15 protein-coding genes are annotated in these 16931 nt (G+C 60.3%); 7 read left to right on the forward strand and 8 right to left on the reverse strand.

Translation table 11 applies throughout. The annotated features are described in order from the left end of the window. Positions 1-6 precede the first annotated feature (6 nt). The 3 genes from rsfS to J2Y90_RS02325 form a co-directional block, all read right to left on the reverse strand. Positions 7-501, reverse strand: a complete 495-nt coding sequence (rsfS, locus tag J2Y90_RS02315) for a ribosome silencing factor (RefSeq protein WP_016773024.1) — start codon at positions 499-501, stop codon at positions 7-9. A 72-nt stretch (positions 502-573) separates the two neighbouring features. Next, on the reverse strand, positions 574-1248 hold the full coding sequence (nadD, locus tag J2Y90_RS02320; RefSeq protein ID WP_376779090.1) for a nicotinate-nucleotide adenylyltransferase: 675 nt from the start codon (positions 1246-1248) through the stop codon (positions 574-576). A 16-nt stretch (positions 1249-1264) separates the two neighbouring features. Beyond that, positions 1265-2536, reverse strand: coding sequence for a glutamate-5-semialdehyde dehydrogenase (locus J2Y90_RS02325; protein WP_253496149.1), 1272 nt, complete (start codon positions 2534-2536; stop codon positions 1265-1267). Between the two features lie 178 nt (positions 2537-2714). Here J2Y90_RS02325 and J2Y90_RS02330 point away from each other — a divergent pair, with 178 nt between their 5' ends. The 4 genes from J2Y90_RS02330 (at position 2715) to J2Y90_RS02345 (ending at position 10800) form a co-directional block, all read left to right on the forward strand. After that, a complete protein-coding gene (locus J2Y90_RS02330; protein ID WP_253505029.1) occupies positions 2715-3440 on the forward strand; it encodes a DNA-3-methyladenine glycosylase in 726 nt (241 codons plus the stop codon). Between the two features lie 151 nt (positions 3441-3591). Then, positions 3592-4908 (forward strand): bifunctional DedA family/phosphatase PAP2 family protein, encoded by a 1317-nt coding sequence (locus J2Y90_RS02335; protein WP_253496152.1) that lies wholly within the window; start codon positions 3592-3594, stop codon positions 4906-4908. A 453-nt stretch (positions 4909-5361) separates the two neighbouring features. After that, positions 5362-7236 carry a hypothetical protein gene (locus tag J2Y90_RS02340; RefSeq protein ID WP_253496154.1) on the forward strand — a complete coding sequence of 625 codons (1875 nt, stop codon included), beginning with the start codon at positions 5362-5364 and terminating at the stop codon, positions 7234-7236. 66 nt (positions 7237-7302) lie between these two features. Then, on the forward strand, positions 7303-10800 hold the full coding sequence (locus J2Y90_RS02345; RefSeq protein ID WP_253496156.1) for a calcium-binding protein: 3498 nt from the start codon (positions 7303-7305) through the stop codon (positions 10798-10800). Positions 10801-11006: 206 nt separating this feature from the next. Here J2Y90_RS02345 and J2Y90_RS02350 read toward each other — a convergent pair whose 3' ends face one another. From J2Y90_RS02350 to J2Y90_RS02370, 5 genes are all read right to left on the reverse strand, one after another. Next, positions 11007-11567: a hypothetical protein gene (locus J2Y90_RS02350; protein ID WP_253496158.1), complete on the reverse strand. Its 561-nt coding sequence runs from the start codon at positions 11565-11567 to the stop codon at positions 11007-11009. A gap of 70 nt (positions 11568-11637) precedes the next feature. Next, positions 11638-11877 carry a hypothetical protein gene (locus J2Y90_RS02355; RefSeq protein ID WP_253496160.1) on the reverse strand — a complete coding sequence of 80 codons (240 nt, stop codon included), beginning with the start codon at positions 11875-11877 and terminating at the stop codon, positions 11638-11640. 168 nt (positions 11878-12045) lie between these two features. Then, on the reverse strand, positions 12046-12636 hold the full coding sequence (locus J2Y90_RS02360) for an LON peptidase substrate-binding domain-containing protein (protein WP_253496162.1): 591 nt from the start codon (positions 12634-12636) through the stop codon (positions 12046-12048). A 10-nt stretch (positions 12637-12646) separates the two neighbouring features. Then, positions 12647-13363 carry an LrgB family protein gene (locus tag J2Y90_RS02365; RefSeq protein ID WP_016773013.1) on the reverse strand — a complete coding sequence of 239 codons (717 nt, stop codon included), beginning with the start codon at positions 13361-13363 and terminating at the stop codon, positions 12647-12649. Next, the gene (locus tag J2Y90_RS02370; RefSeq protein WP_253496165.1) at positions 13363-13725 is read right to left on the reverse strand and encodes a CidA/LrgA family protein; all 363 of its coding nucleotides are present in this window, start codon (positions 13723-13725) and stop codon (positions 13363-13365) included. Before J2Y90_RS02370 ends, J2Y90_RS02365 begins: the two co-directional genes overlap by 1 nt. A gap of 193 nt (positions 13726-13918) precedes the next feature. Here J2Y90_RS02370 and J2Y90_RS02375 point away from each other — a divergent pair, with 193 nt between their 5' ends. From J2Y90_RS02375 to J2Y90_RS02385, 3 genes are all read left to right on the forward strand, one after another. Beyond that, positions 13919-14374: a MaoC family dehydratase gene (locus tag J2Y90_RS02375; protein ID WP_253496167.1), complete on the forward strand. Its 456-nt coding sequence runs from the start codon at positions 13919-13921 to the stop codon at positions 14372-14374. A 102-nt stretch (positions 14375-14476) separates the two neighbouring features. Beyond that, entirely contained in the window at positions 14477-16204 is a 1728-nt protein-coding gene (locus J2Y90_RS02380) for a C13 family peptidase (protein WP_253496170.1), read from the forward strand. A 27-nt stretch (positions 16205-16231) separates the two neighbouring features. Beyond that, on the forward strand, positions 16232-16873 hold the full coding sequence (locus J2Y90_RS02385) for an oxidoreductase (protein ID WP_253496172.1): 642 nt from the start codon (positions 16232-16234) through the stop codon (positions 16871-16873). The last annotated feature ends 58 nt before the right edge of the window (positions 16874-16931 follow it).

Raw genomic sequence — 16931 nt, forward strand, 5'->3', positions numbered from 1 at the left:
AATCCCTTAGAACTGGTCTTTGTTGAGCTTGGTGAAATGCTCGTGGGTGTTCTCCGGGCTGTGATGCTTGGCATCGGCCGCACGGCTTTGCTCGGCACCGGCCCACAGGCGCTCCAGGTCGTAGAACTGACGCGCCGAGGCGGTCATCATGTGCACGATCACCAGATCGAGGTCGAGCAGTACCCAGTCGCTGTCGCCCTTGCCTTCTTCGCCCAGCGGCTTGGCGCCCTGCTTCTTCACTTCCTCGCGGACCTTGTCGAGCATCGCGTTGATCTGGCGATTGGAGGTACCGGTGGCGATGATCATGTAGTCAGTGATGCTCTGCTTGTCGCGCACATCAATGATCTGGATGTCCTGGGCCTTGACGTCTTCCAGCGCAGCGACGGCAATCTTGACCAGTTCGTCGCCCTTGAGCGGTTCGTTGGTGTTGACGGCTTCCGGCAGTGGTGCGCTCTTGAACGTGCCTTTGCGCTTTACTTTCGGTAGATCTTTATCAGTCATATGAAACTCGTTTTGCTCATGTATTCGGCGACTTGGGGATACGGTGATCCGTATCAGTGAAGCACGCCTTGTTCAGTTCGACGCACGATACAGACCGTGCGCATCGATGTAGGCCAGGACCGCGTCGGGCACCAGGAAACGTACCGACTTACCGCTGGCCAGCAGTTGACGGATCTGGGTGGCGGAAACCGCGAGCGGTGTCTGCCAGACGAATGCAATCTGTCCGCTCGGCCCTTTCAGGGCCAGCGGGTCGCTCACCGAACGCGCTGCCAGCAGGTTGCGCAAGGCATCCGGCGGTTCGCTGTCGGCGTCCGGGCGCTGTAGCACCAGGATGTGGCAATGCTGGAGCAACTCTTCCCAGCGGTGCCAAGTGGGCAGGCCGCAAAATGCGTCCCAGCCCAAAAGCAGAAAAACCTGGGTCTCGGCGGGCATCTCTGCGCGCAGCGACTCCAGGGTATCGATGGTCCAGGACGGTTTGTCCCGCTGCAATTCGCGGGCGTCCACCACCAGCGGCGGCAATCCGGCCACCGCGCACTCGACCATCGCCAGCCGGTCCTGCGCCGACACCTGCGGCGTACCGCGATGTGGCGGCCGCGCGTTCGGCATCAGGCGCAACTCGTCCAGCGCCAGCGCTTCGACGACTTCCAGCGCGCCACGCAAATGGCCGATGTGCACCGGGTCGAACGTACCGCCCAGTACGCCAATGCGTTGCGGGCGCGACTCGCTGCCGGTGTGCGGCGCTGTCAGGTCGAGGTCGGTCAAGTCAGACCGTCGCCTGGCCGCGCAACTGGCCGTCGCCTACCACGATGTACTTCTCGCAGGTCAGCCCCTCAAGCCCTACCGGCCCGCGGGCGTGCAGCTTATCAGTAGAAATGCCGATCTCGGCACCCAATCCGTATTCAAATCCATCGGCAAAGCAGGTCGGCGTGTTGATCATTACCGAGGCCGAGTCGACTTCCGCTACGAACCGGCGGGTGTCGGCGAGGTTTTCGCTGACGATCGAGTCAGTGTGATGGGAGCCGTAATGATTGATGTGTTCGATCGCCTGCTCCAGACCGTCGACTACGCGGATCGACAGAATCGGCGCCAGATACTCGGTGTGCCAATCGTCCTCGGTGGCGGCTACAGCCTCGATGATCGCCCGGGTACGCTCGCAACCACGCAGCTCGACGCCTTTTTCGCGGAACTGCGCGGCCATCGAAGGCAGGAAATTTTTGGCAACAGCCTGATCGACCAGCAGGGTTTCCATCGCGCCGCAGATGCCATAGCGGTAAGTCTTGGCATTGAAGGCGATGCGCTGGGCTTTGGCCAGATCGGCGTGTGCGCTGACATACACGTGGCAGATGCCGTCCAGGTGCTTGATCACCGGAACGCGGGCATCGCGACTGATGCGTTCGATCAGGCCACGGCCGCCCCGCGGGACGATGACATCGACGTATTCAGGCATGCTGATCATCGCGCCGACGGCGGCACGGTCAGTGGTTTCGACCACTTGCACCACGGCGGCAGGCAGTTCGGCCTCGGCCAGACCGCGCTGAATGCACGCGGCAATCGCCCGGTTGGAGTGAATCGCCTCGGAGCCACCGCGCAGAATTGTCGCGTTGCCGGACTTCAGGCACAGGCTGGCGGCATCGATGGTCACGTTCGGACGGGATTCGTAGATGATCCCGATCACGCCCAGCGGTACGCGCATCTTGCCGACCTGAATCCCCGACGGACGGAAGCTCATGTCGCGGATCGCGCCGACCGGATCCGCCAGTGCAGCGACCTGACGCAAGCCGACGATCATGCCGTCGATACGTGCCGGGGTCAGTTCCAGACGCTCCAGCATTGCCGGTTCGAGACCATTGGCGCGGCCAGCAGCCAGATCCAGCTCATTGGCTGCGGCCAGCTCGGCACGCGCAGCGTCCAAGGCATTGGCGGCAGCCTGCAAGGCGCGGTTTTTCTGCGCGGTGCTGGCGCGACCGATGACCCGGGAGGCAGCGCGGGCGGCGCGACCCAATTGGGTCATGTAGTCAAGAACGGACTCAGTCATGGTCTGCTGGGGTCTTGGCAAAGAGGAAAGCGGCAGATTATAGCTGTCGCGTCCCGGGACTAACAGCGGTGACGGGCGGATGGTCGAAATGAGCTGCGTTTGCCCGTCGTTCAGACGTAATTAAGCTCAGCGTTGTTATCATCACGACCTCATTGAGCCTGGATAAACCTTGCCCATCATGACCACCGTGCCCCTTTGCCCCGAGTCCGCGCGCCTGCCCGTGGGCCTGCCGGACAGTTTTTTCGACCGCGACGCCCAGGTGCTGGCGCAGGCGCTGCTCGGTAAAGTCATTCGCCATCGCGTCGGCGATCTGTGGCTGAGTGCGCGAATCATCGAGACCGAAGCGTATTACTTTGCGGAAAAAGGCAGCCATTCTTCATTGGGCTACACAGAAAAACGTAAGGCTTTGTTTCTGGATGGCGGGCACATCTATATGTACTACGCCCGCGGCGGTGATTCGCTGAACTTCAGCGCGCAGGGTCCGGGCAACGCGGTGCTAATCAAATCTGCCTATCCGTGGGTCGACGAAGTCAGCGGCCCGGCAAGTCTGGCGCAGATGTTGCTGAACAATCCCGATGCCCAGGGCCGGCCGCGTCCGACGCAGAAGCTGTGCGCCGGGCAGACGCTCCTGTGCAAGGCGCTGGGTTTGAAGGTGCCGATGTGGGACGCCAAGCGTTTCGATCATGAATTGTTGCTGGTCGAGGACGCGGGGCCGGCGCCTTCACACATTATCCAAACCACCCGGCTGGGCATTCCGCTGGGCCGCGACGAGCATCTGATGTATCGCTTCGTGGACGCCGCGTATGCGCAATGGTGCACGCGGAACCCGCTGCGACGGGGTCAGGTCGAAGGCCGGGATTATTTCCTGCTTCCCGGAGCTGACGCCGAATCCGCAAATAGATGATGCCCCCCTGTGGGAGCGAGCCCGCTCGCGAAGGGGTCGTGCCAGCCAACGCTTCTATCGCCTGACACACCGCATTCGCGAGCAGGCTCGCTCCCACAGGTCAGAAGTCAAACGCGTAACGATCAATTAAAGACTGGATGGAGTTTTCTGTATGGGCCCATGGCTCGATAGCATCACCGGATGGCTCGGCGCCAATCCACAGTGGCTGGCCGCAGCGGTGTTCATCGTTGCGTGCGTGGAATGTCTGGCGATTGCCGGGCTGATCGTGCCGGGCACGGTGTTGCTGTTTGCCGTGGCGGTACTGGCCGGCAGCGGCGCGCTGTCATTGAGCGAAACGCTGCTGCTGGGTTTTCTCGGCGGCATCCTCGGTGATCTGATTTCCTATTTCCTCGGTCGCCATTTCCACCAGAACATCCGCCGCCTCCCCGGGCTGCGCCATCACCCGGAATGGATGGCCGGCGCCGAGTCGTACTTCCAGCGCTATGGTATCGCCAGCCTGCTGGTCGGGCGTTTCATCGGTCCGTTGCGGCCAATGCTGCCGATGGTCGCGGGGATGTGCGACATGCCATTCCCGCGTTTCTTCGCTGTCAGCCTGCTGGCCGCCGCTGGCTGGAGCCTGGCTTATCTGTTGCCGGGCTGGGCCACGGGCGCGGCGTTCCGCCTGCCATTGCCGGAAGGTTTCTGGCTGGAGGCCGGTATCGTCGCCGCCAGCATCGCGGTGATGGTCGGCCTGAGCGTCAACAGCAGCATGCGTCGCCATCGTCGCGCGACGATCTGGATCGGCAGCATGGGCCTGTTGATCCTGATCGGCCTGTTTATCGGCTACCCGTACTTGACCGCGCTCGACAATGGCGTGATGACCCTGGTGCAGGAGCATCGCCAGCCAGCCCTGGACGAAATCGCGGTGACGCTGACCCTGATCGGCGAATTCCGAAATATGCTGCTGTTCAGCGCCTTGCTCGTCGTGCTGCTGTTGCTGTGCAAGCAGTGGCGCCAGGCGATTTTCGCCGGTTCCACCATGCTCATCACTGCGATGGCCAACACCGGAACCAAATACTTTTTCGCCCGGGTACGCCCGGAAGTGCTCAGCGATCCGCTGACGACCTACAGCATGCCCAGCGGCCACGCCTCCGGCGCGTTTGCCCTGTTTCTGACGCTGGGCGTGCTCGCCGGTCGCGGTCAACCGCCGCGCATGCGCCTGACCTGGCTGTTGATCGCTTGCATCCCGGCACTGGCCATTGCGTTGTCGAGGGTCTATCTGGGCGCGCATTGGCCGACCGACATCCTGGCCGGCGCCATGCTCGCCAGTTGCGTCTGCGCTGGCATGCTGTGGCTGAGCCAGCGGCAGACATCGCTCAATCCGATGCCATTCAGGATCTGGTGGCTGATCCTGCCGTCGATGATTGCCCTGTTCGGCTTCTTCGTATTGCGCCATTTGCCACATACGCTATTGCGTTACGCCTACTAAGGCAGACAACTTACAAGCATTTTTTATCGCGCGCCGCTCTTAGGGAATATTCCGACAAGAGCGGCGTTAGTTGCCTACACCTAATTACTGGTAGCCGGTTAACTTTCTCAGTTAAAACCAGACAATTCCCTATCCGAAACAACTACAAAACTGGAGTTACATAATTAACTCCCGCCTTGAGCAAAACAGAACTTCTGGCTGATGAAAAACAGTTAGATTGGCTCGCACAAGTTACAACGCCATCGCCATTCAAGCCATTACATCCAGCGAAGTATGGAAACTTCCGGTTAATGTTTTTCACCTCTTATTAGTTCAGAGCACTTCATGAGTCCCAGACTACCTCGCAAGCCCCCGGTAACCTTTGCACATCAGCCCGAATCGAACGGCCCTCGACCAGGCCGCCCGCACAATCCATTCGATGCCGATATTCCCAATGTTTTCCGCAGCCCCGGAATGGACGATCTGACGCCAGCGCGCAGCGCTCCAGGCCTGCAACTGGCCGGAGAGTCGCCACGGACCTCTGCCGTAGAAATCGTCCATATGCCGACACACAACGCCGGTATGCCGCAGATCGCCAGTCCGGTGAATGAATACTGGTTGTCCGAGGCATTCCTGCGCGGCATGAAGCCCGCGGATGCCGAAGGATTTCGTTGGGTTGTCGGCAGAAAGTTCGTCGACGTCGAACTCGAAGGCAGCGTTAAAACCACCCACGCCGACCTGGACGAGCACGGCGTCTTGCGCATCAAACGCATGACCGAACGAGCCCCCTCAGGCCCGCGCCTGTATAAAAACGCCGATCGCCCAACCTGGCGTCTGACGGAGCAGCCTGCGCCAAAACGCCCTGCCGAGACCGCACAGCCCGACTCGCTGCCAGCGGCCAAACGCCCTCGCCCGGCCCCGGTGGTGACGCCCATCGAATCAGGCTACACCCCTTCGTGGCGTTCGCCGGATGCCCAGGGTTATTACGAAATGCGGCCATATCTGGCATCGAACGAAGCCGACACGCGCTATGCGTTCAGAGACATGTTCGGCAATTTGATGCGCGTCGACCCACCCGTGGGCGGTTTCGATGCGCAACCGACGCACCTCACGCACTGGACCGATCATGAGATCTGGCAGCTGTACGGCTTGCACGGCGAAGACATCGCGCGGTTTCGCGTCGAAGCGCAAACCAGCGGCAAGCCACCACAGTGGGCTGAACCTGTGACCACGGACAATCCGGTCACCGATTTGCTGCGTGATTCCCTGCGCTGGTTGCATCCCACCTTGACCTTGAAGGAGCGCGAGGCGTTTCTGCAGTCCTGCAACCTGCTGCCCGATCAACTGACGCGTCTGCAGCAGGACATGAGAAACGAGCTGGCGATACCGGCTTGGGTGCAGGCGCACAAGCGCCTTCTCGATGACGTCAGCAACCCGCAACGCCTCGAACAGTTCGCCAGGGACGCGGTCGAACAGCTCAACCTCAAGCGCAATGCCCGCCACGACTGGTATTACGCCGAGGGCAGTCTGACCCCGGAGATACGCGAAGCGCTGGTGAAGCGACTCGGCTATCTGCGCAACAAGAACAACTGCCTGTACCGCACCGATATTCCGGGTCTGTTTCGCGGTGACGAGCGCACGCCTTTCGAACTGGCGAACGACGGGACAATGATGCCCCGCTACCACCACACCCCCGGCACTACCTCGCACAAACCGATCAGCGCAACCTTCAGCCTCAATGAAGGCCGGATGTATGCCAGCGCACCCGATCCCGAGTACCTGCGTTTCAACAGTCAGACCCACAAATATCCCGGGCGTGACCCCGGCGACACGCACTCGGACAGTGGCACAAGCGACACGAGTGAGTCACCGAGCGATTCGTCCTCCGGCTGGTCCGAGCCGGACAGCCCCATAGCGTGGGATCACGAGCGCGACTACCCATCGGTTCGCACCCGCCAGACGCAGATGTTCCTTTATGCCCTGGACACCCGCCACCTGGAAGTCGTCCCCCATGAAGAAAACATGATGTTCAACGCCAGCGCCCGCGACACGCCGCCGACCCGATTTCCCTCCGACGACTTCGAGGGGCTGATATCGGTCACCCGCAGCGGACTGAGTGCCGAGCGCATCTGGCTGTTGAACAGCGACCGGACCAAAGGCGCCAGGGTGGCGGACATCAGGGACATGGCGGGGGACAACGCTGCACGCATCGAAGCGGTCACCCATGCCGGGCGTGCCAACCACTTCGAATATGACCTGCTGATTGACAGGGTCGAGGCGGCGGCGTTGCCGATATTCAGGCTATCGGGCAACGGGAACGAGTTCGGCCATGACCTCGTCTGGCCCTGATACACAGAATTGCCAGCAACACCGGTAAGGAAGCCGGTTCCACAAATACTATTAAAGGATTAATACGTGTCAAAACTCATCGCTCCCTCCTCGCATGTTGCCAACGCGCCAGTGCTTCAGGTCACGCTTACTGATGCCTCGGCCAATGTCCATGCGCCAGCCACGAGCGATCTCCATCACTTGCCTTCGCCAGGCATCACACACGACGCTGACGCGTCCGCGAAGCAGACACTCAAGTCTCTCGACAAGCACTTCGGGCCGTTGCGCATGGGTGAGGTCATGGCCTCTCGCGTCGAGTTGCAGGCATTGGGCGCGACGGTCAACGGTCAGCCCCTCAGTCCGCTGAACGCCGACCTGAAAGCTGCGGACCAAAGCTTCATCGATGCGCTCAATTTTGACTCGGCGAAGGTCGAAGCCCGTTTGAAGTCGGTCGATATCCCCGACAGTGGTGTAGCGGCGATGCTGTTCTATGAAATTGCCTGCAAGCGCTCCATCGATGCCGGGCCACTGTTCGTCAGCGACTCACCGATAGAAACCGGCAGCGCCATGGACCGTCTCAATCAATTGGGCAAGGCCGCGCAGAAACTGGATATCCATCGCATCGACTCGTTCGAAAATGCGCCGGGCTGGGTCAACAAGCACAAGAGCTATTTGATGAGCGGCGCCGGCGTTGGCCTGCAGGCTTTCGGAATTTACAGCGGCTACATGGCGATGACCGACGCGATCAGGAAAGGCGACAAACTGGAGGCGATCTTTCAAGGAGGATCCATTGCGGCCGAACTCGGTTCACTGGTCATTGAACAAGGATTGACCAAAACCGGCCAGGCGATGCTCACCAACGGCGGCCATCTCTTCAAATACTTCCCCCTAACCTCGGTCGGCAAATACATGAGCCGGGGCGCCGGCATGTTCGCCAGCGCGATCACCCTGCCGTTCGACGTCATTGATGCGGTCAAGTCGTTCAACGCTGCCGCCGCTGCCACCGGCAAGGAGGCGCAGGATCATTACGTCAGTGGCGCCTTGAGTGTGGCGGGCGCGGGCGTCAGTCTGGTGCTGGGCGTCGCCGCACTGGCCGGTTTCGGCAGTGTCGCCGGGCCGGTGGGTCTCGCGGCGGCGGCAATCCTGATCGCCGGCTCGATGATTTATCAGGCTGCGCGGGTCGTTGACGATATCGATGACTACATCGAGCTGACCGCCCTGGAACGCCTGCGCTCAGGCTGGTTCGCTTTCACCGGTCAGGAGCTTGATACCCAGGTGATGGATCGCTTCAAGCTGAGCAAAGGCTATAGCGATCATGAGAAACGGCTCGAGCTGTCGGCGAAGGACATGCTTGAAGGCGCCTACAAGAATTCCATCGAACACGTGGTCAACGGTGCCTTCCGCACCGAGCTGCAGTCCGTCGAGTTGTGGCGCTACGTCTGGGACGAAGGAGCCGGGCAGAAGCCGTTCAAACTTGACACCCAGGCGGTGGTCGTCGGCGCAGACGATGTGATCGATGCCAGCAATGGCTTGCCGGCAGACCTCAAAAAAGTCAGCGGCAGCGCCGGCGAAGGCAAAGGGGTTTTCTGGCGTCTGGGCGATGGCAATGATCGGGTCATTGGCGTCAAGGCCCAGGCCAACCTGTTCACCTATCGCGAAGGGCACAAAGCATTGACCGGTGGTGACCAGAACGATGCCTTCTATCACGAAATCACGGCTGAGGAACTGAATCGCGCGGCCAAGCCTGCCCATATCAACCTGCTGGATGGCGGCGCCGGCACCGACACGGTGGCGTTCGAAGGCAGTCGTCCGACCAGCGACACCCGCTACGTTGGCCATGACATCGATCTGCAGTCCGGCAAAGTCGCGCTACGCAGCCTGGATCCGGCGGCCCAAGGCATCGAAGTTGCGCACCTGACTTCGTTCGAGAACGTTTCGACGCTGCGCAAAGGCACCAGCCACGTCATCGGCACTGACGCGGCCAACCAGATTTCCGCCAATGGCTACGACCGCATCAGCGCCAGTGGCGGCAACGACACCATCGCCATATTCGGCACCGAATGCGAAGTGAATGGCGGCGGCGGTGAAGACCGTTATTACATCGCCAATACCAACGCCCGCGCGACGATCATCGAAGACGGTGAGCACTCGAGCCGCGTCGAGTTCGGCTGGCCAAGAGCGCTCATTCAACGCTGGCAAGTCACCGGCACTTCACTGGTGATCACCTCGTTGCGCGGCAAGGATGGCAGCGATCCCGATCATGTGCTGACCCTGGAAAACGTCTACCAGACGATCGACCGCCAGCGCCATCTGAAGAATGCACAATGGCTGTTCCGCACCCAGGACGGTTATGAACTGCTGGCCCTGCTGCCCAATCAGCCAGGTCAAGCGCTGAGTCAGGATATCGAGGTCGCCGTCACCGTCAACGGTCGCCCGGCCCAGGCCCCGGCGATAGTGAATGGCGGCACGCTAGCGCTGGACGCTCAGACACTGCCTGGACACTTCGTGGCACGCACGCCGCACAGGGTCGAATTCGTTGTCGGGCGCAGCGTCGCTGCCACTGAGAACAGTGTTTACCTGGATTTCAAAGACAGTGAAATCGTCGACTCAGTGATCAGTTATGACGTCGAAGTTCGCCGGGGCGTGTCGGGCAATACGCACCTGACCTACAAGGATATCTGCCTGACGATACTGCTGCCGTCCAAAGTGATTGCGTTCAAGAGCCTGATCCGGACGATCGTCGCCGCTACCGGTTACGGCGGCCGAAACAGTCTGAAGGTGACCACGCCGCTGCTGGCGCAGGATCTGGTGCTGGTCATGCAGGACGAAGTCTCATACCGCCTGCAGGTGCCGCAGCTTGATTATGAAGCCGACGCGCAAGCCCCCGGCACCCGACTGGTCAGTAGCAAAAGCTGGCTGAAACGGCGCAATGGCGCGTACCCGTTCACCCGCCCACTGGTCAGCGAAAAACCGCAGCTGACCGAGCGGCCCAGCAAAGTGGTAATCGAATCCAGGCCACACACAGGGATTTATCTGCTTGAAGGCAAAAGCTCTACCTACGACGTTCATCTGGCCAGCAACTGCATCGTGCGTCTTTCTACCCCGGGGGCGGCGGCGAAAACCTCCAATGCGTCCACCTGGAATCTGTTCACCCGAACGCTGGCCGAAACCGTCACGCGCAACGATATCCAGCTCGACGGCAACCTCCTGCGCATTGCCAGCGTCACCGTCGAGCTGCCGGATATCGAGGATGACACGCCTGTGGAATCCATCAGCGTGGTGACTTCCGCCGGCCATATCTATGAAGTCTCATTGCTGTTCGAGATGTTGCAGTTGTATGTCATCGATGCCCGCCGCTTCGCCAGTGTCGCGGCCCTGCAGGCCGACATCGAACAACACCGCCAGCGCAACGAACTGGCGGCACGGATCTACGTGACCCACATCGGTTACAAGCCCGATACCGTCGGTACGGTGGTTTACCACTCGGTGCGTCAGTACTGGGGACTGACTGGCGATCCGCAGGCGCGAATCAATCCGCAGGATTTGAGCATCCCCGCCCAGGGGACACCGCTGCAGGTCGGGTGAAGAGGCTGATACGTCATGGAACCAACGCCCATGGTCGACTTGAAATAACCCGCTCCGGTGGCGTCGTGCTGACGCTGCCCAAGGGCTCCGGCACCAACTCCAACGATGTAACCTGGCCTGTAGCCGAACACTACCGCCCGTGAAAAAAAGGGTGCCATTCGTTGAAATATGAATGGCACCCTTTTTATGAATCAGTCAGCTGTACGTTACTTGACTACTTTGATCACGAATTTCGCTGGCCCATTGTTGAAAGCGTTATGCCCCGTCACGTTAGGGTCGGCATCCAGAAACGTGCTCATGCCACTGCTCACCAGACGATACAGAGGTTTGTCGTTCGGCTCGCTGTTCAACTCGATATGAGCCGGGCCCGACGCGATATCGTTAAGCGAAGCCTTCGGCACACCGTACGTACTGATTGAGAAGTACTGAGCCGGAGCGCTGGTGCTGGCCAACAAGTTGTGAGTCTTGTCCTCGATGAATAACCGCGCACCGTCAAACGCGCCCGGCTGTACCAGATGGATCGCGTAATCGTCACCCTGAGGAATGAACTTCAACAGCAGCGGGCTATCGTCCTCATGATCAGCCAGCGTGACGGAACTGGAAACGCGCTGGATCGCCAGGCCCACTTCGGCTTCCAGTTTTTCGCTTTGGGTTATTCGCTTATCGAGCAACGCCTGTTGCAAGCGTTGTTGATTAAGCACCACCGGACGACCATCCAGATACAGATTCGCCGTGAAGGCCTTCTTGTTTATTTGTGCTAAAGACATAGAGTTACCCATTGATAAACGTCCTGCCGTTACTCAACGGCAACGGCAGGCAAATGCGCAAAGAAATTAATCAGACAACGGTTACCGCTGAAACGGTTGTGGCTGTTGTGGCCGGTGCCAACATCCGCGTAACTTCGCCGTCAGGGACCTTTGCAGATTTTCGCTTTCGCCGGGCTATCACCATGCGATCTGCGTAACTGGATGCCGCCTCGATAACGAAGCTGACGTTATGATCAGTATCCGCATGTTTCAAAATATACTTGCCAGCGATATCGTCCCAGAATGCCCATTCATCTTCATATACAGTCATTGCTTTCATCCTTATTCTTGTTCAAGTTGCCCGCTTCCTGCGGACATCCTGAAATTAAGATAAAGACCAAAGCAAGACAATGCTGGCAAGTGCCCCGAGTTAATTCAGAGTGCAACGAGGGGGCGCTCTCGATTGGTTTCCCGCGGTGGGGCAAACCATTGAGAACTCCTAGGCAAACAACTCACCCTGCAATTCATCCAGCAACGCCTGGATTGCGTCGAGCCGCTGCTGCGGGTCATCGAGTTGCAGCAGGTCGAGCTTGTCTTCTTCGGCAAAAGGCAACAGATAGGCAAGTTGATTGGCCAGTGACTGCTGCCCAACGGCTTCGATGCCCATGTCCAGCGCTTCGACCATCGGGTGCTCGGCCAGCGCCTTGAGCAGCGCCACCAGATCGGCGTCCTCATCCTGCAACGGTTGCTCGGGCTCGTCGTCGAGCCACTCGACATCGGCGAGAATCAACTGATCGCGCTGCACTTCGGTGCGCAGCACATTGAAGCGTCGCCCGCCCTGCACGCGGATGCCGAGCAGACCGTTGTCCTGCTGCTGGAAATCGGTGATCCGCGCCTCGCATCCCACCATCGCGAACCCCTCCGGCGCCACGCCGACTTCACTGCCTTCAAGAATGCACACCACCCCGAAGCCGACACCCTGCTTCATGCAGCGGCCGATCATGTCGAGGTAGCGCGCCTCGAAAATCTGCAAGTCGAGGTTGCAGCCGGGGAACAGCACCGTGTTCAGCGGAAAAAGCGGCAGACTCATAGACATTTCCTTACACCACCATCGACACCGCCAACGGCAGGAACACCGCCGTGGCCACGCCCATCAGACTCATCGCCAGCGCGGCGAAGGCGCCGCACTCATCGTTTTCCTGCATCGCCACCGCCGTGCCGACCGCATGGGCGGTCATGCCCAGGGCCATGCCACGCGCCTCGGGGCTGTGCACGCCGAGCCGGGTCAGCAATGCCGGGCCGAAGATTGCGCCGATCACCCCGGTGATCAGCACGAACACCGCGGCCAGCGCCGCCACACCGCCGATCTGCTCGGCGACCAGCATGGCGATCGGCGAAGTCACCGACTTCGGCGCCATGGTCATCAGGATCATGTGATCGGCGCCGAACCACCAGCCCAGCGCCACGCCCATGCCCGTTGCCACTACTCCGCCTATCACCAGCGTAGTAAAAATCGGCCAGAACAATTGGCGGATGCGGCGCAGATTCAAGTAGAGCGGCACCGCCAGCGCGACGGTTGCCGGGCCGAGCAGAATGCTGAGGATCTCGGTGCTCTTGCGGTACTCCGCGTAAGTCAGGCCGCAGCCGACCAGCACACCGATCACCAACAACATGGAGACCAGCACCGGTTGCAGAAAGATCCAGCGGGTTTTCTCGAACGCCGCCAGCACCAGTTGATAGGCACCGAGGGTGATGCCGATGCCGAACAACGGATGATGGATCACCGAGGCCCACGCGCCTTGCCAGTCGAACAGCATCAGGACTCCTCCGCCGGCGGCGCGTGACGTTTGACCAGACGTTGCATCAGCACGCCGGCAAAGGCCATCGACAGGATCAGCGAGACCACCAGCGCGCCGACGATCGCCCAGAAATCAGCGGCAATCGCCGTGGCATAGACCATCACGCCCACCGCCGGCGGCACCAGCAGCAACGGCAGATAGCGCAGCAGACTGCCCGCCGCCTGATTCAACGGCTCGCCCACCTCACCGCGAATGATCAGGAACACCAGCAACAGCAGCAGCCCGATGATCGGCCCCGGCAATATCGGCAACAGCAAGTGATTGAGCGCTGTCCCGAGCAATTGAAACAACACCAGCATGGTCAGGCCACGTAGCAACATCTGACATCTCCGTCTGACTTTCCAACCTGCAAATCGCCCGCATTATAAGCACGCCTGCGCTATGGACCGGCATTCGCCAAAAGCATGGTCGGTTGACCTGAGCAAATCGCCATGATGATCTACAGTGGTTCGCAGGCCGGTCAAATCCGCCCCCTGAAAAACTATAAAACCGATGAACCCAAGGAGAGTCTCAATGCCCTATGTTCCCGTTGCAGAGCTCAAAGATTATGTCGGCAAGGAACTTGGACGTTCCCAATGGCTCACCATCGACCAGGAGCGCATCAACCTGTTCGCCGAAGCCACCGGTGATTTTCAGTTCATTCACGTCGATCCGGTCAAGGCCGCGCAAACGCCATTCGGCAGCACGATTGCCCACGGTTTCCTGTCGCTGTCGCTGATGCCGAAACTGATGGAAGACATCCTCGTACTGCCGGAAGGCGTGAAGATGGTCGTCAACTACGGCCTGGACAGCGTGCGTTTCATCCAGCCGGTCAAGGTCGATTCGAAAGTCCGATTGAAGGTCGACATGGTCGAAGTCACCGAGAAAAAACCCGGCCAGTGGCTGCTGAAAGCGACCGCGACACTGGAGATAGAGGGCTCGGACAAACCGGCCTATATCGCCGAGCCGCTGTCGCTCTGCTTCGTCTGATCATCCCGGATGCGAAGCAGCGCACGCTGTTTCGCGTCACGTCTGTATATATGCGATGCATAGCTGCGGCATACTCGGTCGCCTAATTGCCCGGATCCCGCTATGCGCTCAATCGCTCGACTTGCACCCCTTGCCCTGACCCTGATGCTCACCGCTTGCGGCGACGGTGAATCGCTGTTGCCGCCGGATGCGCGCCTGCCCGATGGCGGACGTTATCGGGGTGAACTGGTCGACGGCTTGCTGCAAGGTCAGGGCCGGGTCGACTACCCCAACGGCAGCTGGTACGCCGGGGAGTTCGACAAGGGGCAGTGGCACGGTCAAGGCGAATGGCATGGCAGCAATGGCGAGGTTTATCGCGGCCAGTTCCAGCAAGGTCTGTTCGACGGCCAAGGCAGCCTGAGTACCAATGCCAGCAACTACACCGGCGGCTTCAAGCAGGGGCGGCGCGATGGCGAAGGCACGCTGAAAGAAAATGGCATGACCTATCGCGGTGAATTCAAGGCTGACCAGTATTCCGGACTCGGTCGCCTGGAAATGGACGACGGCAGCTCCTATCAAGGCCAGTTCGCCCATGGCAAACCCAACGGTGAAGGCCAGCGCGGCGATGCCAGCGGCAATTCGTTCACGGGTCATTTCGTCAACGGTCAACTGGAAGGCAACGGCACTTACAACAGTGCCGACGGCGATATCTACGTCGGTGGATTCAAGAATAATCAACTGCACGGCAAGGGCCGCTACGAAAATGCGGACGGCGACGTCTGGCTCGGCCAGTTCAAGGAAGGCGCGCTGACCGGCAAGGGCGAACTGATCGGCGCTGACGGCAGCCATTACATCGGTGTGTTCAACGACTGGCGTTTTACCGGGCAGGGCCGTTTGAACCTGGCCGACGGCAGCTTCTACGTCGGCGGTTTCGACAACGACAGCTATTCCGGCCGCGGTACTCTGGTGCTGACCGATGGCAGCGTGCTCAGTGGCACCTGGATCAATGGCCAGCGTGTGCGCGATGCTGACGGCAAATTGCTGCCCGACACCCTCGAACTCGGTTTGCTCGCCCAGGGTCGTCTGCTCGACGAGGCGCTGGCGGCGATTCCCGCCTCGACCCCGGCAGTCGAGCTGTACACCCTGACCCTCGGTGGCGACGGCAAGCAGAGCGTGTTCCTGCGCGAGTCCGACTACGTCGCCAACATGCTCAACACACGCTTCGGCGCTTTCGGCCAGATCCGTCTGGTCAACCATCGCGATCATCTCGGCGACCGGCCGATGGCCACCCGCGAGAACCTGCGCCGTGCCGCGCAGGCTCTGGCCGAACGCAGCGGTCCGGAAGATCTGCTGTTCATCTATCTGACCAGCCACGGCACCGCCGAACATGAACTGGTGCTCGATCAGCCGCGCATGGAACTGGCTGACCTGCCAGCCGATGAGCTCGCCGCGGTGCTTGCGCCGCTGAAGCATCGCGACAAGGTCATCGTGATTTCTTCGTGCTACTCCGGCGGCTTCATCCCGGCACTGAAGGACGAACGTACATTGATCATGACCGCCTCGCGTGCAGATCGGGTGTCGTTCGGCTGTTCGGAAGAAGCCAATTTCACTTACTTCGGCGACGCCCTGTTCGCCCAGGCGCTGAACCAGACCGACGATCTGGAACAGGCTTTCAAACTGGCCAAAGCCACTGTCGCCGAACGCGAACTGGCCGACGGTTTCGAAGCCTCGGAGCCGCAGATCTGGGCACCGAAGACCGTGCTGTCGCACTGGCAACTGCTGCGTAAACAGCAAGCGCGCAAAGCTTTGCAAAGCAGCGCATTGAACGACGCGGCGACAAAAGGCAACTAAGCTGAACAGTATCAAGGGAGAGACACTATGTACTTGACGCCTCAGCACGTATTACTTGCCGGAGCCACCGGATTGACCGGTGAACATCTGCTCGACCGTTTGCTCAACGAGCCAACGATATCCCGTGTCCTCGCCCCTTCACGCCGGCCGCTGGCCGAGCATCCGCATCTGGAAAACCCGGTTGGCGATCCACAAACCTTTCTGCCGCAACTCAGTGGCCGGGTCGACATCGCCTACTGCTGCCTCGGCACCACGATCAAGCAGGCCGGCTCCGAAGAAGCCTTTCGCGCGGTGGATCTGGACATGGTCGTGGCGTTTGCCAAACGCGCGCGGGAGATGGGCGCGCGGCACCTGATCGTGATCAGCGCAATCGGCGCCGATCCGAATTCCTCGGTGTTCTACAACCGCGTCAAAGGCGAGATGGAACAGGCCCTGCGCGCGCAGGACTGGCCGCAATTGACCATCTGCCGACCTTCGCTGCTGCTGGGCGAGCGCATTGAACCGCGTCTGGCCGAGCAACTGGCCGGGCCGTTGTCGAAGCTGATTCCGGGGAAATACCACGGCATCGAGGCATGCCAGTTGGCACGGGCGATGTGGCGCCTGGCGCTGGAAGAACAGGATGGGGTGCGGGTGATCGAGTCGGATGAATTGAGGAAGCTCGGCAAATAAGCACTTACAAAAACAAAAGATCGCAGCCTTCGGCAGCTCCTACAGAGGAATGCGATCT

Origin of the sequence: Pseudomonas koreensis (genome assembly GCF_024169245.1) — a bacterium.
GTDB lineage: Bacteria > Pseudomonadota > Gammaproteobacteria > Pseudomonadales > Pseudomonadaceae > Aquipseudomonas > Aquipseudomonas koreensis_F.

Coding starts and splice junctions, on each gene's coding strand:
- rsfS (WP_016773024.1), bottom strand. CDS start 501: ATGACTGATAAAGATCTACCGAAAGTAAAGCGCAAAGGCACGTTCAAG.
- J2Y90_RS02325 (WP_253496149.1), bottom strand. CDS start 2,536: ATGACTGAGTCCGTTCTTGACTACATGACCCAATTGGGTCGCGCCGCC.
- J2Y90_RS02330 (WP_253505029.1), top strand. CDS start 2,715: ATGACCACCGTGCCCCTTTGCCCCGAGTCCGCGCGCCTGCCCGTGGGC.
- J2Y90_RS02335 (WP_253496152.1), top strand. CDS start 3,592: ATGGGCCCATGGCTCGATAGCATCACCGGATGGCTCGGCGCCAATCCA.
- J2Y90_RS02340 (WP_253496154.1), top strand. CDS start 5,362: ATGGACGATCTGACGCCAGCGCGCAGCGCTCCAGGCCTGCAACTGGCC.
- J2Y90_RS02350 (WP_253496158.1), bottom strand. CDS start 11,567: ATGTCTTTAGCACAAATAAACAAGAAGGCCTTCACGGCGAATCTGTAT.
- J2Y90_RS02355 (WP_253496160.1), bottom strand. CDS start 11,877: ATGACTGTATATGAAGATGAATGGGCATTCTGGGACGATATCGCTGGC.
- J2Y90_RS02360 (WP_253496162.1), bottom strand. CDS start 12,636: ATGAGTCTGCCGCTTTTTCCGCTGAACACGGTGCTGTTCCCCGGCTGC.
- J2Y90_RS02365 (WP_016773013.1), bottom strand. CDS start 13,363: ATGCTGTTCGACTGGCAAGGCGCGTGGGCCTCGGTGATCCATCATCCG.
- J2Y90_RS02370 (WP_253496165.1), bottom strand. CDS start 13,725: ATGTTGCTACGTGGCCTGACCATGCTGGTGTTGTTTCAATTGCTCGGG.
- J2Y90_RS02375 (WP_253496167.1), top strand. CDS start 13,919: ATGCCCTATGTTCCCGTTGCAGAGCTCAAAGATTATGTCGGCAAGGAA.
- J2Y90_RS02380 (WP_253496170.1), top strand. CDS start 14,477: ATGCGCTCAATCGCTCGACTTGCACCCCTTGCCCTGACCCTGATGCTC.
- J2Y90_RS02385 (WP_253496172.1), top strand. CDS start 16,232: ATGTACTTGACGCCTCAGCACGTATTACTTGCCGGAGCCACCGGATTG.